General features: G+C 47.3%; 10 protein-coding genes. 3 read left to right on the forward strand and 7 right to left on the reverse strand.

Annotated elements, in window-relative coordinates; all coding sequences use genetic code 11:
* Positions 1-34: 34 nt before the first annotated feature.
* Entirely contained in the window at positions 35-1,918 is a 1,884-nt protein-coding gene (locus B0E43_RS27990; protein WP_254423377.1) for a cytochrome-c peroxidase, read from the reverse strand.
* A gap of 324 nt (positions 1,919-2,242) precedes the next feature.
* Between B0E43_RS27990 and B0E43_RS27995 the strand changes: the two genes are divergently transcribed.
* Both B0E43_RS27995 and B0E43_RS28000 read left to right on the forward strand, forming a co-directional pair.
* Positions 2,243-2,797, forward strand: a complete 555-nt coding sequence (locus B0E43_RS27995; RefSeq protein ID WP_139352689.1) for a hypothetical protein — start codon at positions 2,243-2,245, stop codon at positions 2,795-2,797.
* Positions 2,794-3,216 carry a hypothetical protein gene (locus B0E43_RS28000; protein WP_077348049.1) on the forward strand — a complete coding sequence of 141 codons (423 nt, stop codon included), beginning with the start codon at positions 2,794-2,796 and terminating at the stop codon, positions 3,214-3,216. The genes B0E43_RS27995 and B0E43_RS28000 overlap by 4 nt, the downstream gene beginning before the upstream one ends.
* 16 nt (positions 3,217-3,232) lie before the next feature.
* Here the strand turns inward: B0E43_RS28000 and B0E43_RS28005 are convergent, their stop codons facing one another.
* The 5 genes from B0E43_RS28005 to B0E43_RS28025 all read right to left on the reverse strand — a co-directional run bounded on the left by B0E43_RS28005 (position 3,233) and on the right by B0E43_RS28025 (position 19,284).
* Positions 3,233-5,002 carry a hypothetical protein gene (locus tag B0E43_RS28005; protein ID WP_077348051.1) on the reverse strand — a complete coding sequence of 590 codons (1,770 nt, stop codon included), beginning with the start codon at positions 5,000-5,002 and terminating at the stop codon, positions 3,233-3,235.
* A 5-nt stretch (positions 5,003-5,007) separates the two neighbouring features.
* Positions 5,008-9,879, reverse strand: a complete 4,872-nt coding sequence (locus B0E43_RS28010; RefSeq protein ID WP_077348053.1) for a hypothetical protein — start codon at positions 9,877-9,879, stop codon at positions 5,008-5,010.
* 31 nt (positions 9,880-9,910) lie between these two features.
* On the reverse strand, positions 9,911-13,066 hold the full coding sequence (locus tag B0E43_RS28015; protein ID WP_077348055.1) for a hypothetical protein: 3,156 nt from the start codon (positions 13,064-13,066) through the stop codon (positions 9,911-9,913).
* Positions 13,067-13,085: 19 nt separating this feature from the next.
* Entirely contained in the window at positions 13,086-16,664 is a 3,579-nt protein-coding gene (locus B0E43_RS28020; RefSeq protein ID WP_077348056.1) for a DUF6603 domain-containing protein, read from the reverse strand.
* Positions 16,665-16,770: 106 nt separating this feature from the next.
* On the reverse strand, positions 16,771-19,284 hold the full coding sequence (locus B0E43_RS28025) for a hypothetical protein (RefSeq protein ID WP_139352690.1): 2,514 nt from the start codon (positions 19,282-19,284) through the stop codon (positions 16,771-16,773).
* A 106-nt stretch (positions 19,285-19,390) separates the two neighbouring features.
* Here B0E43_RS28025 and B0E43_RS28030 point away from each other — a divergent pair, with 106 nt between their 5' ends.
* Positions 19,391-19,609, forward strand: coding sequence for a hypothetical protein (locus B0E43_RS28030; protein WP_139352691.1), 219 nt, complete (start codon positions 19,391-19,393; stop codon positions 19,607-19,609).
* Positions 19,610-19,846: 237 nt separating this feature from the next.
* On the opposite strand, the gene B0E43_RS28035 is transcribed toward B0E43_RS28030, so the two are convergent.
* Positions 19,847-20,248: a hypothetical protein gene (locus B0E43_RS28035; protein ID WP_077348062.1), complete on the reverse strand. Its 402-nt coding sequence runs from the start codon at positions 20,246-20,248 to the stop codon at positions 19,847-19,849.

The raw sequence follows: 20,248 nt of genomic DNA on the forward strand, positions 1-20,248 counted from the left end.
AAAAGCCGCTTTCCCGAAACTTCGATGACAGAACTCAACAAGGATTTGGTTTGATATACGGCATGTCATAGGGTCGAATGTTTACTGAATCTTCCAATGCGCCCAAAAAAAGGACGATATCGGTGACCTCCTCTTTTGACAGATTCAAGGGTGTGGATGAAAGGCTTTGATTGCTTAGTTCCAATCCCAAGCCTCTAGCTCCTCCTTTGTTGTAAAATTCTACTACCGACTCCAGTGTTTTGAATGATCCGTTGTGCATATAGGGTGCCGTAGCGGAGGTATTCCTTACTGTAGGTGTCTTAAATGCTTTTTCATAAAACTCTATCGGGAATATTTCAAACCGTCCGGGGTCAATATCCAATTCAGGGTGGCTGAAATCATCTGTTTTGGTAGTTCCCAACACTTCCAGTTCCGAAAGACCATACAAGGGAGGAGTCAAGCCATTAAACAGAGGAGCAAAGTGGCAGGTACCGCATTGCGCTTTGCCCATAAATAAATTGAATCCTTTTATTTCATTCCGGGTAAGTGCCTCCTCATCCCCTTTGATATATTGATCAAATCTCGAATTGCGCGGATTAAGGCTGCTTACGAAGGCGGCAATGGACGCGGCTACTTGGACTGGCACCTTGGTATTGTCGGTTTCTTCCGGAAAAAGCTCATTCAAGGCCCTCCTATATTCAGGCTTGCGTTGCATTAGGGAATGAAGAATGGCCTCACTTCCATTCATTTCATTCGGATTGTTTAGGACAGTCTTTACTTGTTCAGATAGGCTTTTAGCTCTTCCATCCCAAAACTGCTCGTGCTGAAATCCGGCGTATAAAAGGGAAGGTGCATTTCTTTCAACCTGTGAATGCCCGTCAAAAGCAAAGCTTTTGTCAAGCCCATCGGCAAAATGCTTAAGGGGATCATGGCAAGTGGCACAGCTGATTTCATTATTGTCCGAAAGACCGGTTTCGAAAAATAAGGCCCTGCCCAGAGCGATTTGGGCCGGATTGCTTTCGGTTCCCGAAAATGCATTGATATTGATGGCATCATCACTGAAAAGGTCATCTGCATTATAATTGAGCAGACCGAAGGTAGTGTTGTATTCTAATTTCCGCTCCCTGATCAAGCTTCCCAAATGCCGCTGCAGGGGCAAAGCATAGCTTCGGAGAAAAGCCATTCTGTCAAATGTGTCAAAATCCTGATGCTGTCCAAGAAAGCCAACACCGGCTGTCAGATATCTGGAAACACTGTCAGCGGTGGCACCATTCCCAAGAAAAGGCTTCAAAACCTCCTGTAGGCTAGTAAGTGATGCTTCAGATTCCGCGATGCCTGACTTGAGGAGAGGAGCATCGAATCCGCTTATCCCTAGGGTGATTATCCGCACGAGTTGCAGCCTAACACTTTCCAACAACTGTTGATCATTTGCCTCAAAGCCGAAAAGCAGGGAGTTTAAATCGCCTGCTGAGGAAAGGATGACCTCAGCTTGTTGCATCATCTCTTCTTTTTGAAGCGAGGGGTTTTCTTCAAACAACAAACCTTCGATCACCTGCAATCCAACGGGTTCCTTGAATTCCATAAAGGGCTCTTCAATTTCGTATTTTGGGGCCCCATTGTAGACGAGCGCAGAGCTCTGGAAGAAATAGGTTAAGAAGAATTCCAGTTTTTTATAGTGCAGCCTGCATTGGATCAATTCCTCTTTGGCCTTGGCTATACTTTCCTGATCGTTTTCTTTGATGGCTTCTATTGCCTCTTGAAGCTGCACAGCAGCCAATGCAAATGCCTTTGATTCCGTCCTAAAAAAATCAATTGCCGGTTCCACACCTATTTCAGAATTATCAGAACGCGTAAAGCCAGCTGCGATTAAGCTAAAAGCAACACAACTTATTCCAACGATCATTCTCACGTCAGAACTTATTAAGCGTTTTGAAAACATAAACTAAAACACTCATAACTAAGTGTGCTTTTAAAATAAGGGCGAACTATCCAGCAAATGGAAGCCGGCATGCTATTAATTATTCGAATTGGCTAACAAAATTCAATGGTACTTCAAATCCTTTCCAGCCTAAATGATTTACCCGGAAATGCCAACAAAAGACTAGTTTCGGTCTAATCAAAATATGAGTATCCACTATGATGCACATTGAGCCTTTTGAGGCGAAAAAGATGAGGATACCGGTCCATTGACACAGTGATTTTTCCTGGAAAAGAGGGCAAAAACCGGAAGTCATGGCATATTTTTGCCGCTTCGAAAAAAGAGATGAGCCCACAGAATCGGATTTTCCCTCCTTTGCTCCTGCTGTTTGCTTCCATTCAGTGTTTGTTTTTGGGCACCATCTTATTCGAGCAGGCAAATCACTTGGAGGTTGGACTGTTTGCTCTGATTTTCCTGCTGATCCTAGCTTCTCATTTTCAGGCTTTTTCCAATCGTCGATTTCAGTTCGAATTTGACCGTTGGAGAGTGGCTATTTGGGTGTTTTTCGGGTCTTTTGCGACTTTCGGATTACGGAATCTCGGTTGGGACGCCGTGATCGCAACCTCAACAGTAGGTTTGTTTGGGGGATTGTTGGAGCTGGCATTCCGATCCCGACCCTCTTTCAGACAGATACCTTCAGCCATTTATTGCGGCGCGTTTATCTCCATGACCAACTTCACCAATGAGGCCGGATTTATCCTGATTGCCTCAGCCTTTACCAGTCTGTTGTTTTTTGTCAGCAAATCGGTGCTTCACGGCATTGGCGGCAGGCTGGGAACCATGGCTTTCATCGGAGTGGTGATGGCCTATGTAGTCCAATATACTGTTGAACACCTATGATTGAGGAATTGATCTGGATCGCAATCGGAGTCCTCGCAGCAACGAGCACCTACTGGATTCATACCCGGTTTAGGATCAGTCCCGTCTTGGCTTCGTCTCTGATTTCGCTGCTGATCGCGCTTGCTGTTCTGCCATTTGGTGAATCATCGGAATGGCTCGGGCCAATACCCTATGCAGGGATTGGGGGATCATTTATTGGCATGAGCACCAAGAAAAACGTCAAAGGATTGGAGTCCGTGCTACTGGCAGCAATCATCTTCGGTGTGATCTTCTCCCGTTCCAGCCACTTTTTTGAGGGTTTTGGCGGTGCTTTGGGTACATCTGCCTGCATCTCCGTCCTGACTGCGATCAGCTGGAGGAAATTCATCAAAAGAACCCGGTTTACCACCAGGCAGGTAGTAAACCGAGTCACTAAGTAGAAATCCGATACAGGATTTAGGTTTTCGTCTTTTCAATAGGCAAAATCCTATCAAACATCAATCCGCTCCAGCCTTCGCCTCTGCCTGTTGTCTTGGTGCGTCCTACCCAAAGGATTGTTTTGCCGTCTATCCAGCGCGTTCTTTTGAAAGTCCGGTTGACGATCACACCTGATCTTGGCACTTCCTCTTCTTCGATGAAATGAACGGGTTGGTGCTCGGTCAACAAGAGACTGCCCGGAGCCGGAGCATTGGGGATCTTGGCGCGCTGAAGCCGGATTTCCTGCTGACTGCCTTCTTTGTGAACCGGAATGAAAGGAATCCAGTTTTCGGGAACTGAGGTTCCTGCCAGATATCGGATCTTGGATTCAGGGTTTTCCGGTTCTTCCAGTGGGTTAAAACGGGGTTTGTTCAGTTTGACATGCCTGCCACCACCGGCAGTGGAGGGGACAGTATTTTCTATAGCCCAAACCATATTGGTCATCTCATCCCGCATGAAATTTACCTTTTCCAATGGCTCACTTTGCTGGAGTTTCAAAAGAGAAGGAGCAAGGAAGAAACGGTTTCTTGGAGAAGTGAGATTTTGTCGCTCCGAATGACGGAATACCGCAAACTCCTGCCAACTGACTTCGGGGTCGGTAAATGTTGGTTCAATCAGGATATGCTGTCCAAAAACATCCGTGACAAGAATGTTTTTCACCTCACAATAGGTATTGATCCTCATCGGATAGGGTAAGACAAACCAGTCGTTGGAATACGTAATTCCATATTCCATGATCAGCATAGAAAGCAAACCGGTGGTACCCGACTGGATCTTTGCAAAGTCAATCTGTCCGTCTTCCATCTGCCAAAACCTTGGATTTGGAATACCGGAATAGTGAAGGGGTGCCGGAATGAAAGTTTGCACGGTCACTTTCAGGTTGTCTGCTTGGTTGATTTCAACTGGGGTGTTTTTTACATTTTCATCAAAGCTGCTCCAGTCCAATTTGCCTGAGGCGTACTGATCGGCTTCCAGGATAACGGCCTTGCCTCCTTCGGGATGGGGCATTTCAAGATTGAAATTATATTCCATCCGATCTGGAATCCAGGCATTTCGCTCTGGGCCGGTTTGATGATAGAGTTTTTTGAACCAAGTGTCAAACTGGGTGGAAACAACCTTGGTGAGCGGTCCCCGATCCGAATCATTGAATCCCAAATCCCCATTTACCCAATCAGCGTAGGCACCACTTCGAATATCCTGAAGAATGGCATTCCCATCGGGGAATTTACCTACGACCGTTTGGGCAAAAAGGACTCCTTCCCTGTCTTGCTCATTGACTGTTGCAGAAATTGGATACTTCGCGAGAAAAGCTTCCCTGTAGGCAGATTGACCATTTTCTCCCAGAATTCTGAAAAACTGCCTGCCCATCTGTACTTGCAGAAACAGGTTTACCTCCACTTCTTCACTTTCCACCTCGGGTTCAAGCGGAGTCAGGAATGGGTCATATTCCTTTGAGGTACTATTGCCAAATGTCAACACCCCGGGGCGCTGTTCCTCTGAGAGGATTTTTGCCTGACATGCTGTTCCCGCATCCTCTCCCTGAAACTCACCAAGCTGCCATTGCCGGGTCAGCATCCACATGGGATCTGCAGTCTCGGCCCTTAGACTTTTTTCAAATTCTGCCTGTCTGGGCAGACCTTCAAGCCTGTTTCGATTAGAGATAAAAGGCTCATGAAACCGCTTTTCAAAGACCGTAGTGGCCAGATTGGCAGTTGCCTTTAGCTTAGAAAATTCGCTTAGATTTGGCATCTTCTTTAGTTTTTATCCCACTTGGTGTATAGCTGCATATTGGCACTCTTGGCAACCTGCAAAAACTTGTCGTTCAGAAGCAGGTAATCCAAGGACACATTGGCTTCCTTGACGTCAAAAGAGGCGATGGTCATCGGAAGGAGGATCTTGAGGACGTCATGTTCCATAAGTTGATCCGGCTCAACAGCTCTGGACCTGGATCTGCGAATGGTATCATTCAAGACTCCCTGCAACACATCCCAGTCCCATTTTCCGGTGTTGGTGGGCTCCACTGCCATCAAGACCGCTTGAGGAGCTACAGCATTGGGTTGGTTATAATGGTAGGTGACCCCGGTAATTTCCTCGTCCACAGGAATTTTCTCTGTCCATTCGTCCAGAATAAGGACAGACTGTAGGTCTTTTGTTTTCACTGCCTGCCCTCCCAAATACGCGAGGGACACGGTATCCTCCATGATATTGAATGGTTTTCCATCATACTCCTTTGGAAATTCAAAACCCAGCCAACTGTCCTCCGGACGAAAAGGAACCTGCGCCACGGACAGGTCCATGGAAGAATTGTTCAGTGCCTCACTCATAAACCGAAGGGTCTCAAAGCGGGCGACCGCAGGCCGTACTCTTGCCACAGACTGGAGCCAGGATTCCTTGTTTACATCCCCAGTCAATCCGCTTTGTTTAGTGATATGCTTTAGCAACTGATCCTCTTCACCAAAGGACTTTTGAAGGATGTCAATGTTGGAATAATGAAAACGGGGAATTGATACAAAATCATCTCCCAAAACAGCCTTGGCAGCTTCAGAAAGCAGTTTGAGTCTTGGGATAACGTTGGTTTCAGCAGTGGCCTGAGTCAATTTTGCCTCTCCGATCTGAACCTTTGAACGGATGACTTTCCAAAGATTTGCTGTTCTGGAAAGGAGTTCTTCCTGACTTTCCAGCAAATCCGGACCCGGACTCTGGGGATAGGCCAATTGCACTCCAAAAAATGTTGCTGATCGCTGAAAGGCAATAATTCCGAGCAATGTTTCCTCAGAAAGGGACACGGTCTGAAACAGTTGGCCAGCATCGGTAGAAGATTCTGCAATACTGAACAATTCCGCCATTGTAGGAGGATTAAGTTCGTCTTTAGGCAAAATCGTGCTGGGAACCAGGTTACCAAAAAGTTCAGCGATTTTACTGAGTGAACCGTGTGCCTCAGAGACCCTTTTCTGACAATCTTCAAAGTCTATTCCTGTCAATTCCAGCGAATTGACTACTGCCTTTGGTCTGCTTGCAAAATCCCTTGCATCTGCCACACGGGTTTGTCCCAAGGTCATTTTTATAGTTCGGAGCAAAGGAAATGCAGAAGCCAAAGTAGCATTGGAAGCCTCTAGCTCTGGAGCGAATTCAATCTTTATCTTGACAGATTCCGGGAGGTTATTGGAGTTTCTGAAATGGAAGGCAATCCTGCTTTCCAGCTCTGTGGCACCTGCAGCCAGATCTTCCGACAAAAGATAGATCAGGTCAATCGGCTGAAGTTCCAAATCCCCCAAAGACACGAGTTCAGTTGCTGGACTCCCGCCATCCTCGGCTATTGAAGTTACTCTACACTGGATTTTGCGAGGATCTCCGATCAGCTCCGCAATCCATTTGTTCAGTCCCGGCTCAAACCTGGCACGAGGAGAGGCTGTTGTGGGCCAACCCATGCCGGGAGAAGCAAATTCATTGGTATCCAAATGTAAGGCTATCCGATGCGTGTAGGTCAGAAGGCTTGATCTGGGTGTATCCATTACCTGGATTTCCGGTGGGGTATCCGCCAAAAGTGCGGAATTCAGGACTCCTGATGTTCTATCGCGGTTTCCCTGAGTGATCTGATATGCAGCCTCGGTGATCAGCAAATCATTGCAGGCGTCCAGAGCACTTGCCAACTCGTCCTTGATGGCTAGTACCAAAGGTTTGTGAGGAGCCTCTGTAACCAAGGCACTGATTTGAGCCTCAGGGGCTTTGACAATCTTCAGTCCGTTCACAACAGGGTAGCTGTCAATTGTTTCCTGTGCTTCGACTGAGCCCTGTTGGGGAATGGAAAGATTTTCTATCTCATACCGATTTCTAAAAGCTTGAATGTACTGGTTGAGGTTATGTGCAGGATTCTTGGTCGTGGCGTCATGCAGACCTCGCTCGAATTGGTAGCCGAGCAAGACTTCAAGCCGTTGCCCGTTTCTGATTCCCTCGAAGAGTGCCATTGCCTTTCTGGCCCTGTCACTGGACAGATTCATCGCAAAAAGGCTGGGATTGGCGGGACTGGCGTGGTTTTTATACCCTGCTAAAAGGAGACCAACCGCTGTGGCATGGTTAAGGGAAGGGACATGTGAAAATCCCGCATTTTGCTTAAGCTTGATGGGAGCTTTCCCGTCTTTCGGCCAAAGCTGTGGAGGTACAGTTCGCTGGTTTAAGGTTTTTTTGGGCTCGGGCTTTAGGTTTTCAACCCAGCCGTAAGATGCCAAATAAACCCCGGTGGGCACTTTAGCTCTATTTTGCTGCAGCCTTCTGGTAAACAATCCCATTTGCCAGGCATCGAGGCGATAGGAACAGAGATCCACAAAATCCGCCAAATTACGCTCCAGAGCTTTGGTCGAAAGGCCGCCCAGATAGTTCATGGCACTTCTCATCGGTGCAATATTTGGGTTCCAGGTCACCTTTACCTTTGAATCCAGGAGAAAATCACCCAAGCTGGTATTGACATTGGCAAAAGCCCTCTCGTTTATTTTTTTCGGATCACCCTTCAACAACTCAAAACTTGTCAGGTCCTGGTTGTTTTTGTCCATATTGAAAAAGCTCTTTTCGAATATGGCGGATTTTATCGCAAGGTTGTTTGCCTGGTATGCCCTGGTCCCGGCCTGCTTCAACTCAGTCAATAAAGCATGGCGCATGAGTAGGGAAAGCAAGGACCTTGGAGGTTTGTCTCCTCCAAAATTGACTGATTCCAAGTCGGCCAGACTACACTTTGTCCCCATGTATTGGGCATAGTTGAGGCCTGAGGCGGGCATTTTGGGAAGAAACTCCGTGTCAGATGCCGTCACATTCGGCACTACCAATTTGTCGGCATGGATCGGATTGGTCCACTGGTAAAAAACCATATTGGAGATCAAAGGATAAAAATTCCCTTCTGCCAGTGAATTAAATCCGAGTGTGGTCAGAAAATCCACAATTCGCTGATTTAGATTTTTGATCTCAATATTCAGAAAAGACTGGTTCACCGAAGGAGAGGCCAAGCTGTAGTCCGGCAGATTGCCAAGTCGCTGACGGAAACTTACAGAGCCAGGCTGCAGTCCCAATATCTTCAACAGGATCTCCCAACTGTCACCCGGCATCCCCACTCTGGGAACCTTGGTCACCAATTGGTCCCAAACCGTCTGCAACCTCCGCATCACCTCTGCCATGCCTATAAAAAACTTCCCGGAGGCGGCCTCATTCCAGCGGGTGAGATCACTGGTCAGCAATACGCCATAGGGCTGGTCACCAACCCGAATGCCGGACAAGGGACCTCTTGCCGAAACAAAAGCTGTAAAAAAGCTCCGGATCTGTGCCGCTTCCGCATCATGAATGGCAGGCTCCATCAATTCTTCAAAGTAATAGCTTAACGTAGCGGCGTACAGGGCACGGTTCATCATCAGATTGTTCAGATGGTCCATCTGATCTGCATGAGCCAGATCCTTCAGGATATTTCTGTTGATCCCAAATGCCTGGGCAAACAAATCCAAGTCGGATTGAGGGTTTATTGGTGAAGCGCTTTCTTCATAATACCCTTTGACCAACTGGTCCTCATTGCGTGAATAGCCGGAGGCTTCGCTTTCAGTATTGTTAGTAGCCGTCCCTTGGGGCAAAAAAGAAAGGCCTTTAGAAGAGTAATGGTGATTTTCAAAAAGGCTTTCGACGATTTTCTTGCCGGATTCCGGATCGGCAGAATGGAGAATTCCTAAAACGGTCATCCTTTCGATAGAGCCATTTGCAGAGAACATATTGGAGTTGACTTTCACCTTCATCCCCAGTCCTTTTGCTACCGCTTTGTCAAAATTCTGGAGCCAGGCGATCTCTTCCTGAAAGATGATTTCATCTTCTTTTTTGGTAAAAGCCTGTTCGCTGGAGAAAGGATCAGGCCCCAGAAACACGGTATCCGGGATGACATTGCCGACCTGTTCGTGCACTGCTTTGCCATTGGCAAAGATGGTCACGACAAATCTGTCCGGCAGCGCCTGCGTCCTCGCAGCCCGTGTCCATGCCTGCTCCTTGAAAGCCGAATGCTTAGGAAAATCCAAGGTTGGAGGGGGTGACACGTCCGTTTGAGGCCAGTTGAGTGGTTTTGTGGCTTTTGCAATCCAAATAGCCCGCTGAGGATTTATAGAAACAGCTTTCAGCTTGTCCCAGGCCAGCTTCTTTTCTGACTCGGCCTCTTCTCCCGGAGGGAAGCTGTGTAAACCTGCTCTTTTAACCCAATAAAGTTCACCGGCTTCCATTTCGTTGGCTGTCAAAAGCGGCTCATGGGAATCTGCATGAATGTCATCCGGAAAAATCCTGATCCATAATTCCTGGGCACTACCGGCAGGATTTACAAATCGGGTCTCAATCCGCACTGGAAGCATCACGATGGGAAGATTCCCATTGAGCTCTTTAGTAAGTGTCCGATGATTGACTGCCAACAAGCCTGCAATGGCTGCGTTTAGAGAAACTTCCGTATTTCTGAAATTCTGCTCCAGTTGCTTAATCGTCGTACTTTCAGCGAGAGAAGTGTGCTTTTTGGTTTTTTGAACGATGCCGAGCTTCGTGGTATAGTTCGTTTCCTCAGCGGAAGTATAAGACTCGCGCAGCTGTTTGATTTTTTGGATCTGCTCCTGAAAAGTTGCCATTGGGAAAAGTTTTTACCGGTTGCTAAACATGCTATTTCAAAAATGTCTCCTTGTAAAGGGTATACTGCGCCATCAGTCTGGTGGAAACCTTAGGCCCCTGATTTTCATCATTGATCTCTTTATCCAGCATTTCGGAAGCATGGACGGCAACCATCACGGGACGTTGGATCAGGATGGATGCCATATCGGCCGAACTTCTCCCCCAAACACCCTTGGTTGCAGTGGGATCTTTTTTCTTAGGTTCCCTTGTACCAGTGGCAAAAGGAATTGGCTCTGGGCCAAAATTCTCCCAAGAAAGATCGTTCCAGGTAAACTTCAACGGATCGACCGGATCAAACTTGATGTCCATTCCAAAACGGGGTTCTCCTGGCACCTCTGCAATGATGAAAAACCAGCCCTCTTTGTTTCCCGGGAAATCAGTCATCGTTGTTATCCCAGCAGCTTCATCGATTGTAAGGTCAAAGCCCAAAAGTTTGATATCTGGAGGCAATTCGGCTTGATAGATCGGAAAGCGCACTTCCTTCTTGAACTGGGTCTCATTTAAGTCTTGTGTGATTGCCCATTTCCCATCCTTCTTAAATGCCTTTTGGGCATAGATCACCGTGTTGGGGAATTTCTTGAGGAGTTCTCCCCGGATCACAAATACCAGTTGCTCCGAATCTCCCTCTTTGTCCCGTGCGTTGTTTTTGCCCAAAAGGGCTGCTTTATCCCATTTATGGATCGGTGCAATATCCTTTAAAGATTCCGCATCAGTCGGCGTGCTGTCTGGAGTGACGAAACCTTTCACATCCCAAAACTGTCGAAAATAGCTCCCCCGCATGTCTGTCGGATATTCTCTCCAGAGCAGCTCACGGCCCATTTCAAAATTCAGTCCGACCAGATAGGATTCAATGAATTTCTGATTTGTCTTCAAAAGTGAAAACGTATTGGGCTGAATCAGGTGCAGGTTTGGCAATAGCAACTCTTTGTCCCGGTCAACCAGGAATTTATAAGCTGCTGCGGGAAAATCCGGATACGCCATTGCCGGAAGGAAGTCCGGATCGACGCTGGGCTTTCTCGTCCCAGGGCTCCAAGAAACCCTGGCGTCAAGCAATTTTTTGTAGGCATTCAATGGCTTGAAGGTCTGGAGGCTGTCAATAGCCAGCTTGGTCGTGTCAATACTCGGAGGCGATGGTGGTACATCACGGAAGGTATACCTGATATCATAATCCGTAAAGGCGGTTTTATATGCTGTATTGGCTACGAAACCGGTGTCTTTGACCACATCAATTGGCTTAATCGCAGAGACTGCATCCAATTTGAGCACGATAGAATCCATTCTAAGCCGCGATGCAGCAGTGGTTTTCTTTATTGCAACCGGCCCGACAGCAGTAGGAGCAGCCCTGGGTACGCTTACCGCTTTGACCAGGTCTTTGTTGATGAGCTTGTCCCAGGTGGAGATTTCGGGCAGTCCTCCCTGATAAGATTTCTGATAAAAAATAGCCTCATTATCCAAATTGGATTGAAGGCTCCAGACTTTCACGTTCTCAAGCTTAGGAGGAGTCGCTACCGTATTGATCCCGCTCAAGGAAGTGAGTCCGGTGAATTTATCAATTGATGCGGCGGTCAGTCCCCCGACCTTATTGGTATTTTGGAGCAACAAGGTATAGGAAGGTGTGACTGCCTGCTTTTGCAGAGTTCGAATAACAGATGAGTTTTGACGGATGAGTTTTTGAAAACCCGGCATCACCACTGCATCGGGAATCCTGCCCATTTGGACAGTTTTCTTTACAGTTATTCCACTGGATAGAATCCTGGAAGAAACACTTCGGCTAAACGACAGAACATTTTCCTTGGGTTGTGGCAGAATATTTTTGGCATAGCCTCTTTCCATGGCCTGAGCCATCAGCAGTGCAAGCTGCATTTTGCGGTTGGCTTCCAATACATCATTGAGCTGCTTCCATGCCTGATCCATGAGTTTTTCCTGGTCATCCTGCACGGCTTGCACTCCAAATCCAGCAGGTACACGGGTTCTTGGATCTCTGTTCAGATCATTGTACCAAAGCTCGGAGTTGGGATCAAACACCGGAACAATCTTCTCTCCCGGTTTGCTCAAGTCTTTGCGCATCGCGTGGTACATGCCATAAAAAGGCAGGGTAACAATGGGATCTTCGTTCGGATTTTCAACCTGACCTCTGTTTAGATTGACCAGCTTTCCTATTTCGGTCTGAAACGCATTGGGGACAATAGTTGTAGATACAGCGGTCGGAGCCATCACCGCACCTTCCAACAGGACTGTCTTCGGATTGGGTGCCGGGATCTCCTCGGGGGAATCTGCGCGAAAGTAACCGGGAGCAGAGCAATCCATGGGGCGCGAACCGACACGCTGATCCATGACTCGAGGCTCGATCAATTTCACCAGTGATTCGAAATCGAAGTTGGCACCGGTGCGGAAATGCCAGCGGTAATAAACCGGAAACTCCAGATCCGAGCCCATACCCCAGGCGGATTGCTGCGCAGGGATTCCCGCAGGGGAACGTTCTAAGCCTGCAAGTCGTCCTGTTTCAAAGCTTGGAACAAGAAAGGCGTGGTACATCACATTTGGGTCCAACTTGCGGGGACACATCACCCGACTATAGACGCCATCCGGATCGGTTTTTATCTCCTGGCGGAAAGTCTCCAGGTTTTCCTCAAATATGTTTTCGGTTCTTGGAATATTGGTATGCATGTGTGCCCACAGGTGAATATCATCGTGGGGCTGCAGGGCAGCTGCATCGAGAACTTTTATTGAGCGTAAAGGCTTTTGCCTTTTAGTGTCCTCAAATTCTGTCTCTTTCAGCACGATCAAACTTACCCAAGGCCTCAATTTCCGCTGATCAGCGGAGGCTGAAGCGGGCGTATACCGCCAGGGAAAATCTTCATCGTAAAATTCTATATAGGCTAAATAATTAGGCTCAAAGTTGGAAATCCCGTCCCGGGGTTCGGTTCGCACGACCATATCCGCATTGACCCCAGTAATATCTCCGGGGCCTTGAAGCGTAAAATTGATAGTAGGAACAGACAGCGTCCCATTCAGCTTGATGTCCACGGGAATCTTGGCCCGCTCGACCTCCGCTCCAGGAGCGGTACCCAAGGTATCTTGTTCAATTACATTGGCTGAAATGCCGCGCCTTGACCAGGAAAAGAAATTGTATTGACCAAAATTCATAATAATTTCTTTTTAGTTTTTAAACCAATTCATGCACACCGACCACTTGAAAGTTTGCCTTCATGCCTGTGTTTTTCTCTGTGATTTTCCGCATGGATTCCACTGCCGCAGCGTAACTGTCCGATCTAAAAGAGGGATTGAGCTCTTTCAGATCGTCATTGGAGGCGATGGTGAAACCGGTAGTTTTCAAAGCCACTTTTTCCGGGGCATTGAGGGATTTGGTTGCTTCATTTTTCCAGGAAAGCCTGGAAGACGAAGCTCCCGCTCCACGCACCAAATGCTTAAATCCGCCCAGCGGAATCTTCATAAACCTACGGGGTGGAGCAAGGTCATCGTCGTAGGTATAATCCAACTCGTAATCCAAAGTCACCGGATCCAGTTCATCCAAGGCCAGTTTTAATTCTCCGGTATCATTGATAGTTACGCCACTTTCCAGTTTCTCAAAAGATTTTCTGGAGAGTTTCTCATCTTCGGAAAGCGGCTGATAGTTACCTACTGCGAAAAGCTCCTGGGATGGAACAAGTGATGGCTTGGACGCTCCAATCGATGCTTCTGTAATTCGGAAATTGGCCTCATCGGCTTTCAGCGGCTTCCTGTTTCCGTACTTTTTGATATCCATGTTCAGAGGAAGACTTCGCTGGCTAAATGTGATCGAGCCAAATGGCTGGATCAACAAATCCACCTGTTCATCCTCTGGAATAGCCCGCAGGCTTACATGCAAGTGGTTGTTTGCTGGAATGATCGGTCTCCAGTTGGTGGATTTGTGTAGCTCTCCAGTCAGGAGTGCGAGCAAATCTTCTGTCTCCAAGGCAACATCCGGCTCTGGATCTCCCCATGTTTCATCAAAGCTTATGGTGATTGTCACAAACAAGAGCCCGAAGGAAACTTCTCCAGCTATATTCCAAGGAGTAGGTCCTGAAAGTCTTCCGATAAAATGGATCCCGAAGAGGATGCTGGTGCCTTGACGAATCGCCAAAGTGGCTTCTAGTCGGACAATAAAACTAAACGGATCGAAAATAAAGAGCACATCGAGTGCAAGTGCACCATAGAGGTTGAAGCCCATGGGGCCCTCTGCAAGTAGTTCTACTTTTGCTCCAAACTGAACAGAATTGGAGGTCACAGCGAGGTAACATTCTACACTTAATCTGGGATTGTCTCCGCTCAAGAGCTGAAGACTGATCCGATCCATATCACGGAAAGCCCCAGGGAGCGTCGGCACAGTGGGATAGTCTTTGAAGTCCGGGTGGAAACCTCCCAAACTCAGACCAAAAGCATCACTTCCACCCCAGGCTACCACCAAAGCTAAACTTCCGGTAAGCGGAAAGCCTACCAACTTGGAGTCAAACAATCTTGCTTCGAAATACACAAAACCGTTTTGGAAGTCAATTACTCCCAAAAAGTTGACCTGGATCTTCACCAAGGCGGTTTCTTCTGTCGGAAGTACCATCTTAACCACTCCCAAGATGATGATCTTGGGTTCGGGAAGCTCCAAAATTATCCCGATCTCAATGGAAATGAGCGTAGGGGTACCCCAGCCGATCTTGCCCATCAGGCCAATCAGAAAAGAATCCTCCTTGATGGGAAATATCTGCTTGATATCACTGATGATGCGGGAGATATTGCCCACCACATCTTCAGGAAATAGGATGCTTTTCAATGCGTTGGTTTTCAATCCGACTCGAAGCGCTTCGACATCTGCTCTTCTGTCTATCCCAAGCAAGCCACCTACACCGATCAGGGTAAATCCAAAGCCCAATTGGACCGGGGAAAATTCCGCCGTAATGATGATGAGCAGAGAGAAACCTTCGCTTCCATCCGGCATCTTGGTATTGATAATACCTACAGCTTTTAGTTCGAAAAGATTTTGAAAGGAGAGCTCCAGTGCTCCAAAGTACTCTCCTGCGTCTGGATCCAGGTATAAAAATCCTCCCCCAGTCACCACGCCGGCATTGATTCTAATCCCTGCTCCTGTTGGCCACTTGATGGCAGGAACCAGGTCATATCCGAAGACTCCTCCATTTCCTTCCAGCTTTTTCGCCTGAAGGTTAAGCCCAAGCCGATTGATGGTCAGAGTCACAGGAGGACCGAATTTGATCCAGAAATCCAGTGACACTTCCAGCTCGATGGTACTCATGTCTTCACTCACATTCACCTTGATGGTGAGCACTTCCAAACCAATAATGTCTCCGAGGTTTTTGTGGAGTGGAAGGCGCATATTTAGCGCATTGAGCAAAGTACCGAGGATCTTGGCCAGGGGTTCGGCGTCACCTCCGGAAGCTGCTGGCGCATCACCGCCTGAGGCTGCCGACGAGTCGCCGCCACCTGAGGAGGAATCGCCCCCGGCCGGTGCATCGCCTGCTGGTGTGGTTTTCTTCGGTTCGTCTATCCCGATATTTCCGTTGCCGTCAACGATGAATCCATGTTTGAGCGAATAGCCTATCCCCAGTGGAAATTTGTCGTCCAAATCCGGGATCAGGCTGAAAGGAAATCCCGTCAAACCACCCTTTCCGACTTGGTAGTGGATATTGAGAATCCCCTTGACCAGAAGGTCATCCGGCTGCACCATCACCCCCATTTTGGCTGTGCCAAAGGCAAATTTAATCACCGGCTTATCCAGAAGCGCGATCTTGGTAGGCTTGGGGGTATTGTAGCTATAGAATACGATAAATTTGTTGGCAGGACCTCCCTTGGCTTCGGGCGATGTCCCTATCCTGAAGAGTCCGTCTCCGGTGACATCATATCCAACGGAGTGTTTGTCCCCTTCCCCAATGTTAAATGTGCGGGCACTTTTGCCGAGGAGCTTGGTCACGAAAGCAATGCCTCCATGGTCTTTAGGGGCAAAAAGTAAGGTGTTGTAAAGCTTCAATGGGACTTCACCGGCAATCCTAGCATCCACCCCATAAGTAAAAGTTCGATTGGAAATTCGGTCGGCAATCGGCGTTGTGCTGGACCCAACTCCTTCGTAGCCATAATTAGATCCGATGGTGAGGTCTTCTACTCCACCTTTTCTCAGAAAGTGATCCAGCAAAAACAAACCACCTGCAATACCCAAAAACAGCGAATCAGAGAGCGCGTTTGCAGATTCTTCATCTTCAAGTCCCCGTCCCAGACTTTTCAGAAAACCTCCGATATCGTCTACAATAAAATTGGAGGATCCTCCGGCCGCGGCCATCTTGGTGTCGAGCGCATTGAGCAGGCTGATGACCGAATGTACTGCAGGCATTCTACGTCTCAGATATTCGAGCGTCAGCAGATTGAGGATGGCAGTGACGATCTCATTCGCTGTCCGCTCCTCTTCCCCATCGCTGGCTGCTATGGCCGCCTGCACTATTCCCTCGATCGCGACTACAATTGCCGTCATATCGGCTATCGCTCCAGCCAGCTTAAAAGGCTCCACTTCAGTACTGGCCTTGTTCACATATTCCTCCAAACCACTGCCAATGGGGATACTTGGTGCTCCTGTAGGAGGAAGACCCAGAGATCCAAGTAGTTCATTCCTTGCCTGATCGTCGGAAAAAATATCCAAACCTGGCTTGATGATATCGTAAAAAAGCTTGAGTATTTGCTGGAAAAAATCCTGGCTCTCGTCGTCTGCCATTTTGTTTCAGTTTACATGCGAACTCTTTTTTTACTTCAATCCTATGTTAATCCGACACTGCCTTTCAGTAAATTTTACTTGGTACTAAGTCGGAACCCAAATGCCATCAGGTCGGCAATTCCGGTTTGGCCTGTTCTGCCGCCGGGGTTTTCAAGGGAACTTCATACTCCATTTTTGCTCCCAATAACTCGTGTTTTACTTTCCAACTGTCGCCATCAGCGGTGAAAGTGATCCAGCCGACATTGCTGTTCCAGGCTATCCTTGGTGACTTGCCCTCCATGTATGCTTTTTGATGTCTGGAAACGATATTGAAGTAGCCATCTTTCATCGAAGTGGCGTTGCCGATCACGAGATCCGTTGTGCCTACGGGGTCATCTTCCAGTCCTTTTTTATCCTTAAGTACCTGAACTTTCCATCTCCAATCAGGAGCGGGATTCACTGTACTTCCCGGCGTCCAACCCTCTATTGGAACCGTAGCCGTGGTATGTCTCAGTCTTTGTCTGTTGCGGGGTGTTACTGCTCCATTGGTGGAGATCAGCTTGTTTTTCCAGCCAAACTTGGAAAGTCCATCTCCGAAACTGGTCAGGATTCGTTGTACTACGGCACTTTTCAGTATGAGCACATTAGGAAGCCACTCGTTCTTGAGTGCGCTGGAAGTCAGCTGTACAATCCGGCTGGTAGGAGCGGCGGCAGTTCCTTTCCAATAATCCATGACCGTGGTTGCTCCATAGTGCACGTCTCCGGAAAGCAGGACCACCTTCTTATAGGTATCAAGTCTTGCAATCAGCCGTTCGAAACCCGGTACACTGAAGCCCCAAGCCTCAAAATCAAAATCCAATGAACCACCGATAATGCCAGGGTTGGCCTCACTCTTTCCCTTCAATGCTATAACTGCAGCAGCTGCTGGCTGCACCAGCTCTTCAAAATTGGGCAGACCCAATATCGGACAGGGAGAAACGACAAAAACAAAGGGAGGATTATCAGTCAGCGTATCCGGAGTCTGCGCAGATAGCCCGCTCTCAGAGATCAATTCCGGCACAGTATTGAGACTTTCATAGTGTCGTTGGGTGCGGGTATCCAGCACAATTGCCTGAGTAGCTCCAAGTTTTATGGAGTAGTTCCATTTCAGTGTAGTAGGTTGGCTACCCATGCCCAACATGTTTTCCATCTTCTCAATGACCTCAGTCCGAAGGGTATTTAGATGACTGTTGTTTGCATAGCGGAAGGCATATTCGCCTGCATACAAAAGAAACTGTGCTTTCTTTTTTGTGCTGTCAGTCATGTCGTCAAAGATCATACTGATCGCTTCCTTGTATTCATCCGGGCTGTTTCCCCAATCCTGGAAGACCGCATACGCCATCATTGCATTTCTGATGATGTCCCTTCCGAACGGTTTGGAAAGCACCTGATTGTTCCAACGCTTAGTGATAGCCCAGTCATCGGTCACCTCGTGATCATCCATGATCATGTAGGTGGGAACATTAGCCAGAACCCGGCTTACCTCAGGGAGCTTTTTCATAAAAGCCGCCATATCCACCAATTCATGACGAAGGGAGGATTTAGTCTGTTTTAGCCAGTCTTTGAATTTTTCAGAATTTGAATCATTGAATTGGGCTTTGGTGATGCTGTCTTCACTGAAGACAAATGCTTCTGTGGGACGGTTGCCTCGGATGAGATTGACCAGGTTGGTATCTGCATCGACGCCAGCTCCATCCACAAATTTGGTGATGACTTCATCCAATTTGGCTGAAAGCTGCTCGGGGGTTGCCTTAGTAATTTTGTCGAGTTCGGTAATCATGGAACTGCTCCAGGACCGGATGTTCCAATACCTCAGGTAAGTCCCTGCATACTCCTCAAAGCTGAGCAGGTGATTGGCGGCAGCCTGACTTGAAAATCCTGCAAATTTATTTACCAGCCTTTGACGAAAATAAGGCGGATAGTTGACCATATCCGCTTCAAACTCCTGAGCCGCTCCACCATCGGCATTGATTTTCATCTTTTCGGTATTGGGACCAAAAAGGGAACCTCCATCCATTGAAGCAATACTTCTCAGGAAAAAACCCGGAACTTCATCTGCATAGATCTGGTCTCCTGTGAGAAAAAGTGCCTGGGGCCGTTTGTCCGGTTTATCCACATTATCCTTAATCTTACTGTCCAGCAATGCCAAGGCATCTTGCCCATGGCCATGCATTTTTCTGCAACTTCCATGAATGATGTTTAGCTTATCGGGAGTCTCTCCAGGAAGACAAAATGAGGGTAATACGTTCTTTTTGTACCCTAAGGCAAGCTGAGGTCGCTCACCTTCCGACTTCCCATCTTCCAGAAATTTGTCCTTTAAAAAATCGGATTCATTAGGATCATCGATCTCATGGTAGACCATATTGTAGCTGTACACTTTGGTGGGATCAAGGCCGGGACTCGGAACGTCAACAGTCACCAGCGCAATCCAGAGATTCACTCCAAACTGAAGTGTATGAGTCCCCGCTTCTGCAATTGGCGTATTGCTTGTGGTGAAAAGCGAACCGCTCGTATGTTCGATGTTATCTCCTTCCCAGATTTTCAAAGTGATGCTATGGTTGGACATGAACGCTGCCCATACCGAGACCTTGTTTTTTTCCACCCTACGGAGGATTGGCCCACAAATCATTTTCTGGAATGCCATATTAAAAATCTTTAATTCAAAATTTTTAAAAAACCTGAGTCAGGAAATCCTGTCCAAAAGGCAGATGGAAGAAATCCAAATCAAGTTGACGATTGTCTGTACCTATGAAACTGAATCAAAATCCACCCAACAAACAAAAACAGGCATTCCAACAAAATGGGCGGGTATCCAGTACCGAATCAAAAGTCCCGGTTTGAATTCAAAAAAGGACTCCAATGAAGTTCAAAAATCAAAAGATGTAATGGATTCTAATTTAGACCCATATGTTAAGCTTAGCAAATAATCTTTAACAAAACCGTGTTTTTTTTAAACTTTTTTTCGAAACGAAATTCATTTTAGTCTTATACCCTAAGGTGTATATAAACTTACGACGAAGTCCGCATTGACACCGGTAGCGAAATTACCTCTTGAAAACATTTCAGCATAATTCGAAGTGCCATCCTATCTAGTTCACCACAAGCGCTCAGTGCCCATGAGCCTCAAGGTCTGGAGTGAGGGAGGAAAAAAATGCCTTGGAATACTATTCCGGGCTTCCCTTCCAAACCATAAAAAGATCCTTGATTGAATTCCCTATCCCCATCGGGTCCCTTTTTAAAATTGCAACCCCCAGGATTAGTATTGTTGAGGCGGCATCAAGTCCTTTTTGGATAGATTTGAGGCCCTTGATGGTACCTCTTATCTCCCCTGTAATAGATCTGATCTTGGCCAGTGACTCCCCGACTTCATCCATTACCAAAGTAGTGGAAAAGGCAAGAATATCTTCGCCACAGCTCAGAATAGCCCCTTGTATCTCACTTAGCTCCTTGTTTTCCTCCAAAGTCAAGCGTTCCCAGTTTGCATATCTGAAGTCCCCGATAGCCATTGCCAAATAAAAAAAATCGTCGGATAATTGGTTTGCCTGTTCAGAAGTCAAATTAGCCAT

Source organism: Algoriphagus sp. A40 (genome assembly GCF_002002735.1).
Taxonomy (GTDB): Bacteria; Bacteroidota; Bacteroidia; order Cytophagales; family Cyclobacteriaceae; genus Algoriphagus.

Bases quoted from the DNA above. Each gene is read 5' to 3' on its own strand.
- B0E43_RS28000 (WP_077348049.1), top strand. From the start codon at position 2,794: ATGATTGAGGAATTGATCTGGATCGCAATCGGAGTCCTCGCAGCAACG.
- B0E43_RS28030 (WP_139352691.1), top strand. From the start codon at position 19,391: ATGGAAGAAATCCAAATCAAGTTGACGATTGTCTGTACCTATGAAACT.
- B0E43_RS27995 (WP_139352689.1), top strand. From the start codon at position 2,243: ATGAGCCCACAGAATCGGATTTTCCCTCCTTTGCTCCTGCTGTTTGCT.
- B0E43_RS28015 (WP_077348055.1), bottom strand. From the start codon at position 13,066: ATGAATTTTGGTCAATACAATTTCTTTTCCTGGTCAAGGCGCGGCATT.
- B0E43_RS27990 (WP_254423377.1), bottom strand. From the start codon at position 1,918: ATGTTTTCAAAACGCTTAATAAGTTCTGACGTGAGAATGATCGTTGGA.
- B0E43_RS28010 (WP_077348053.1), bottom strand. From the start codon at position 9,879: ATGGCAACTTTTCAGGAGCAGATCCAAAAAATCAAACAGCTGCGCGAG.
- B0E43_RS28020 (WP_077348056.1), bottom strand. From the start codon at position 16,664: ATGGCAGACGACGAGAGCCAGGATTTTTTCCAGCAAATACTCAAGCTT.
- B0E43_RS28005 (WP_077348051.1), bottom strand. From the start codon at position 5,002: ATGCCAAATCTAAGCGAATTTTCTAAGCTAAAGGCAACTGCCAATCTG.
- B0E43_RS28035 (WP_077348062.1), bottom strand. From the start codon at position 20,248: ATGGCTAATTTGACTTCTGAACAGGCAAACCAATTATCCGACGATTTT.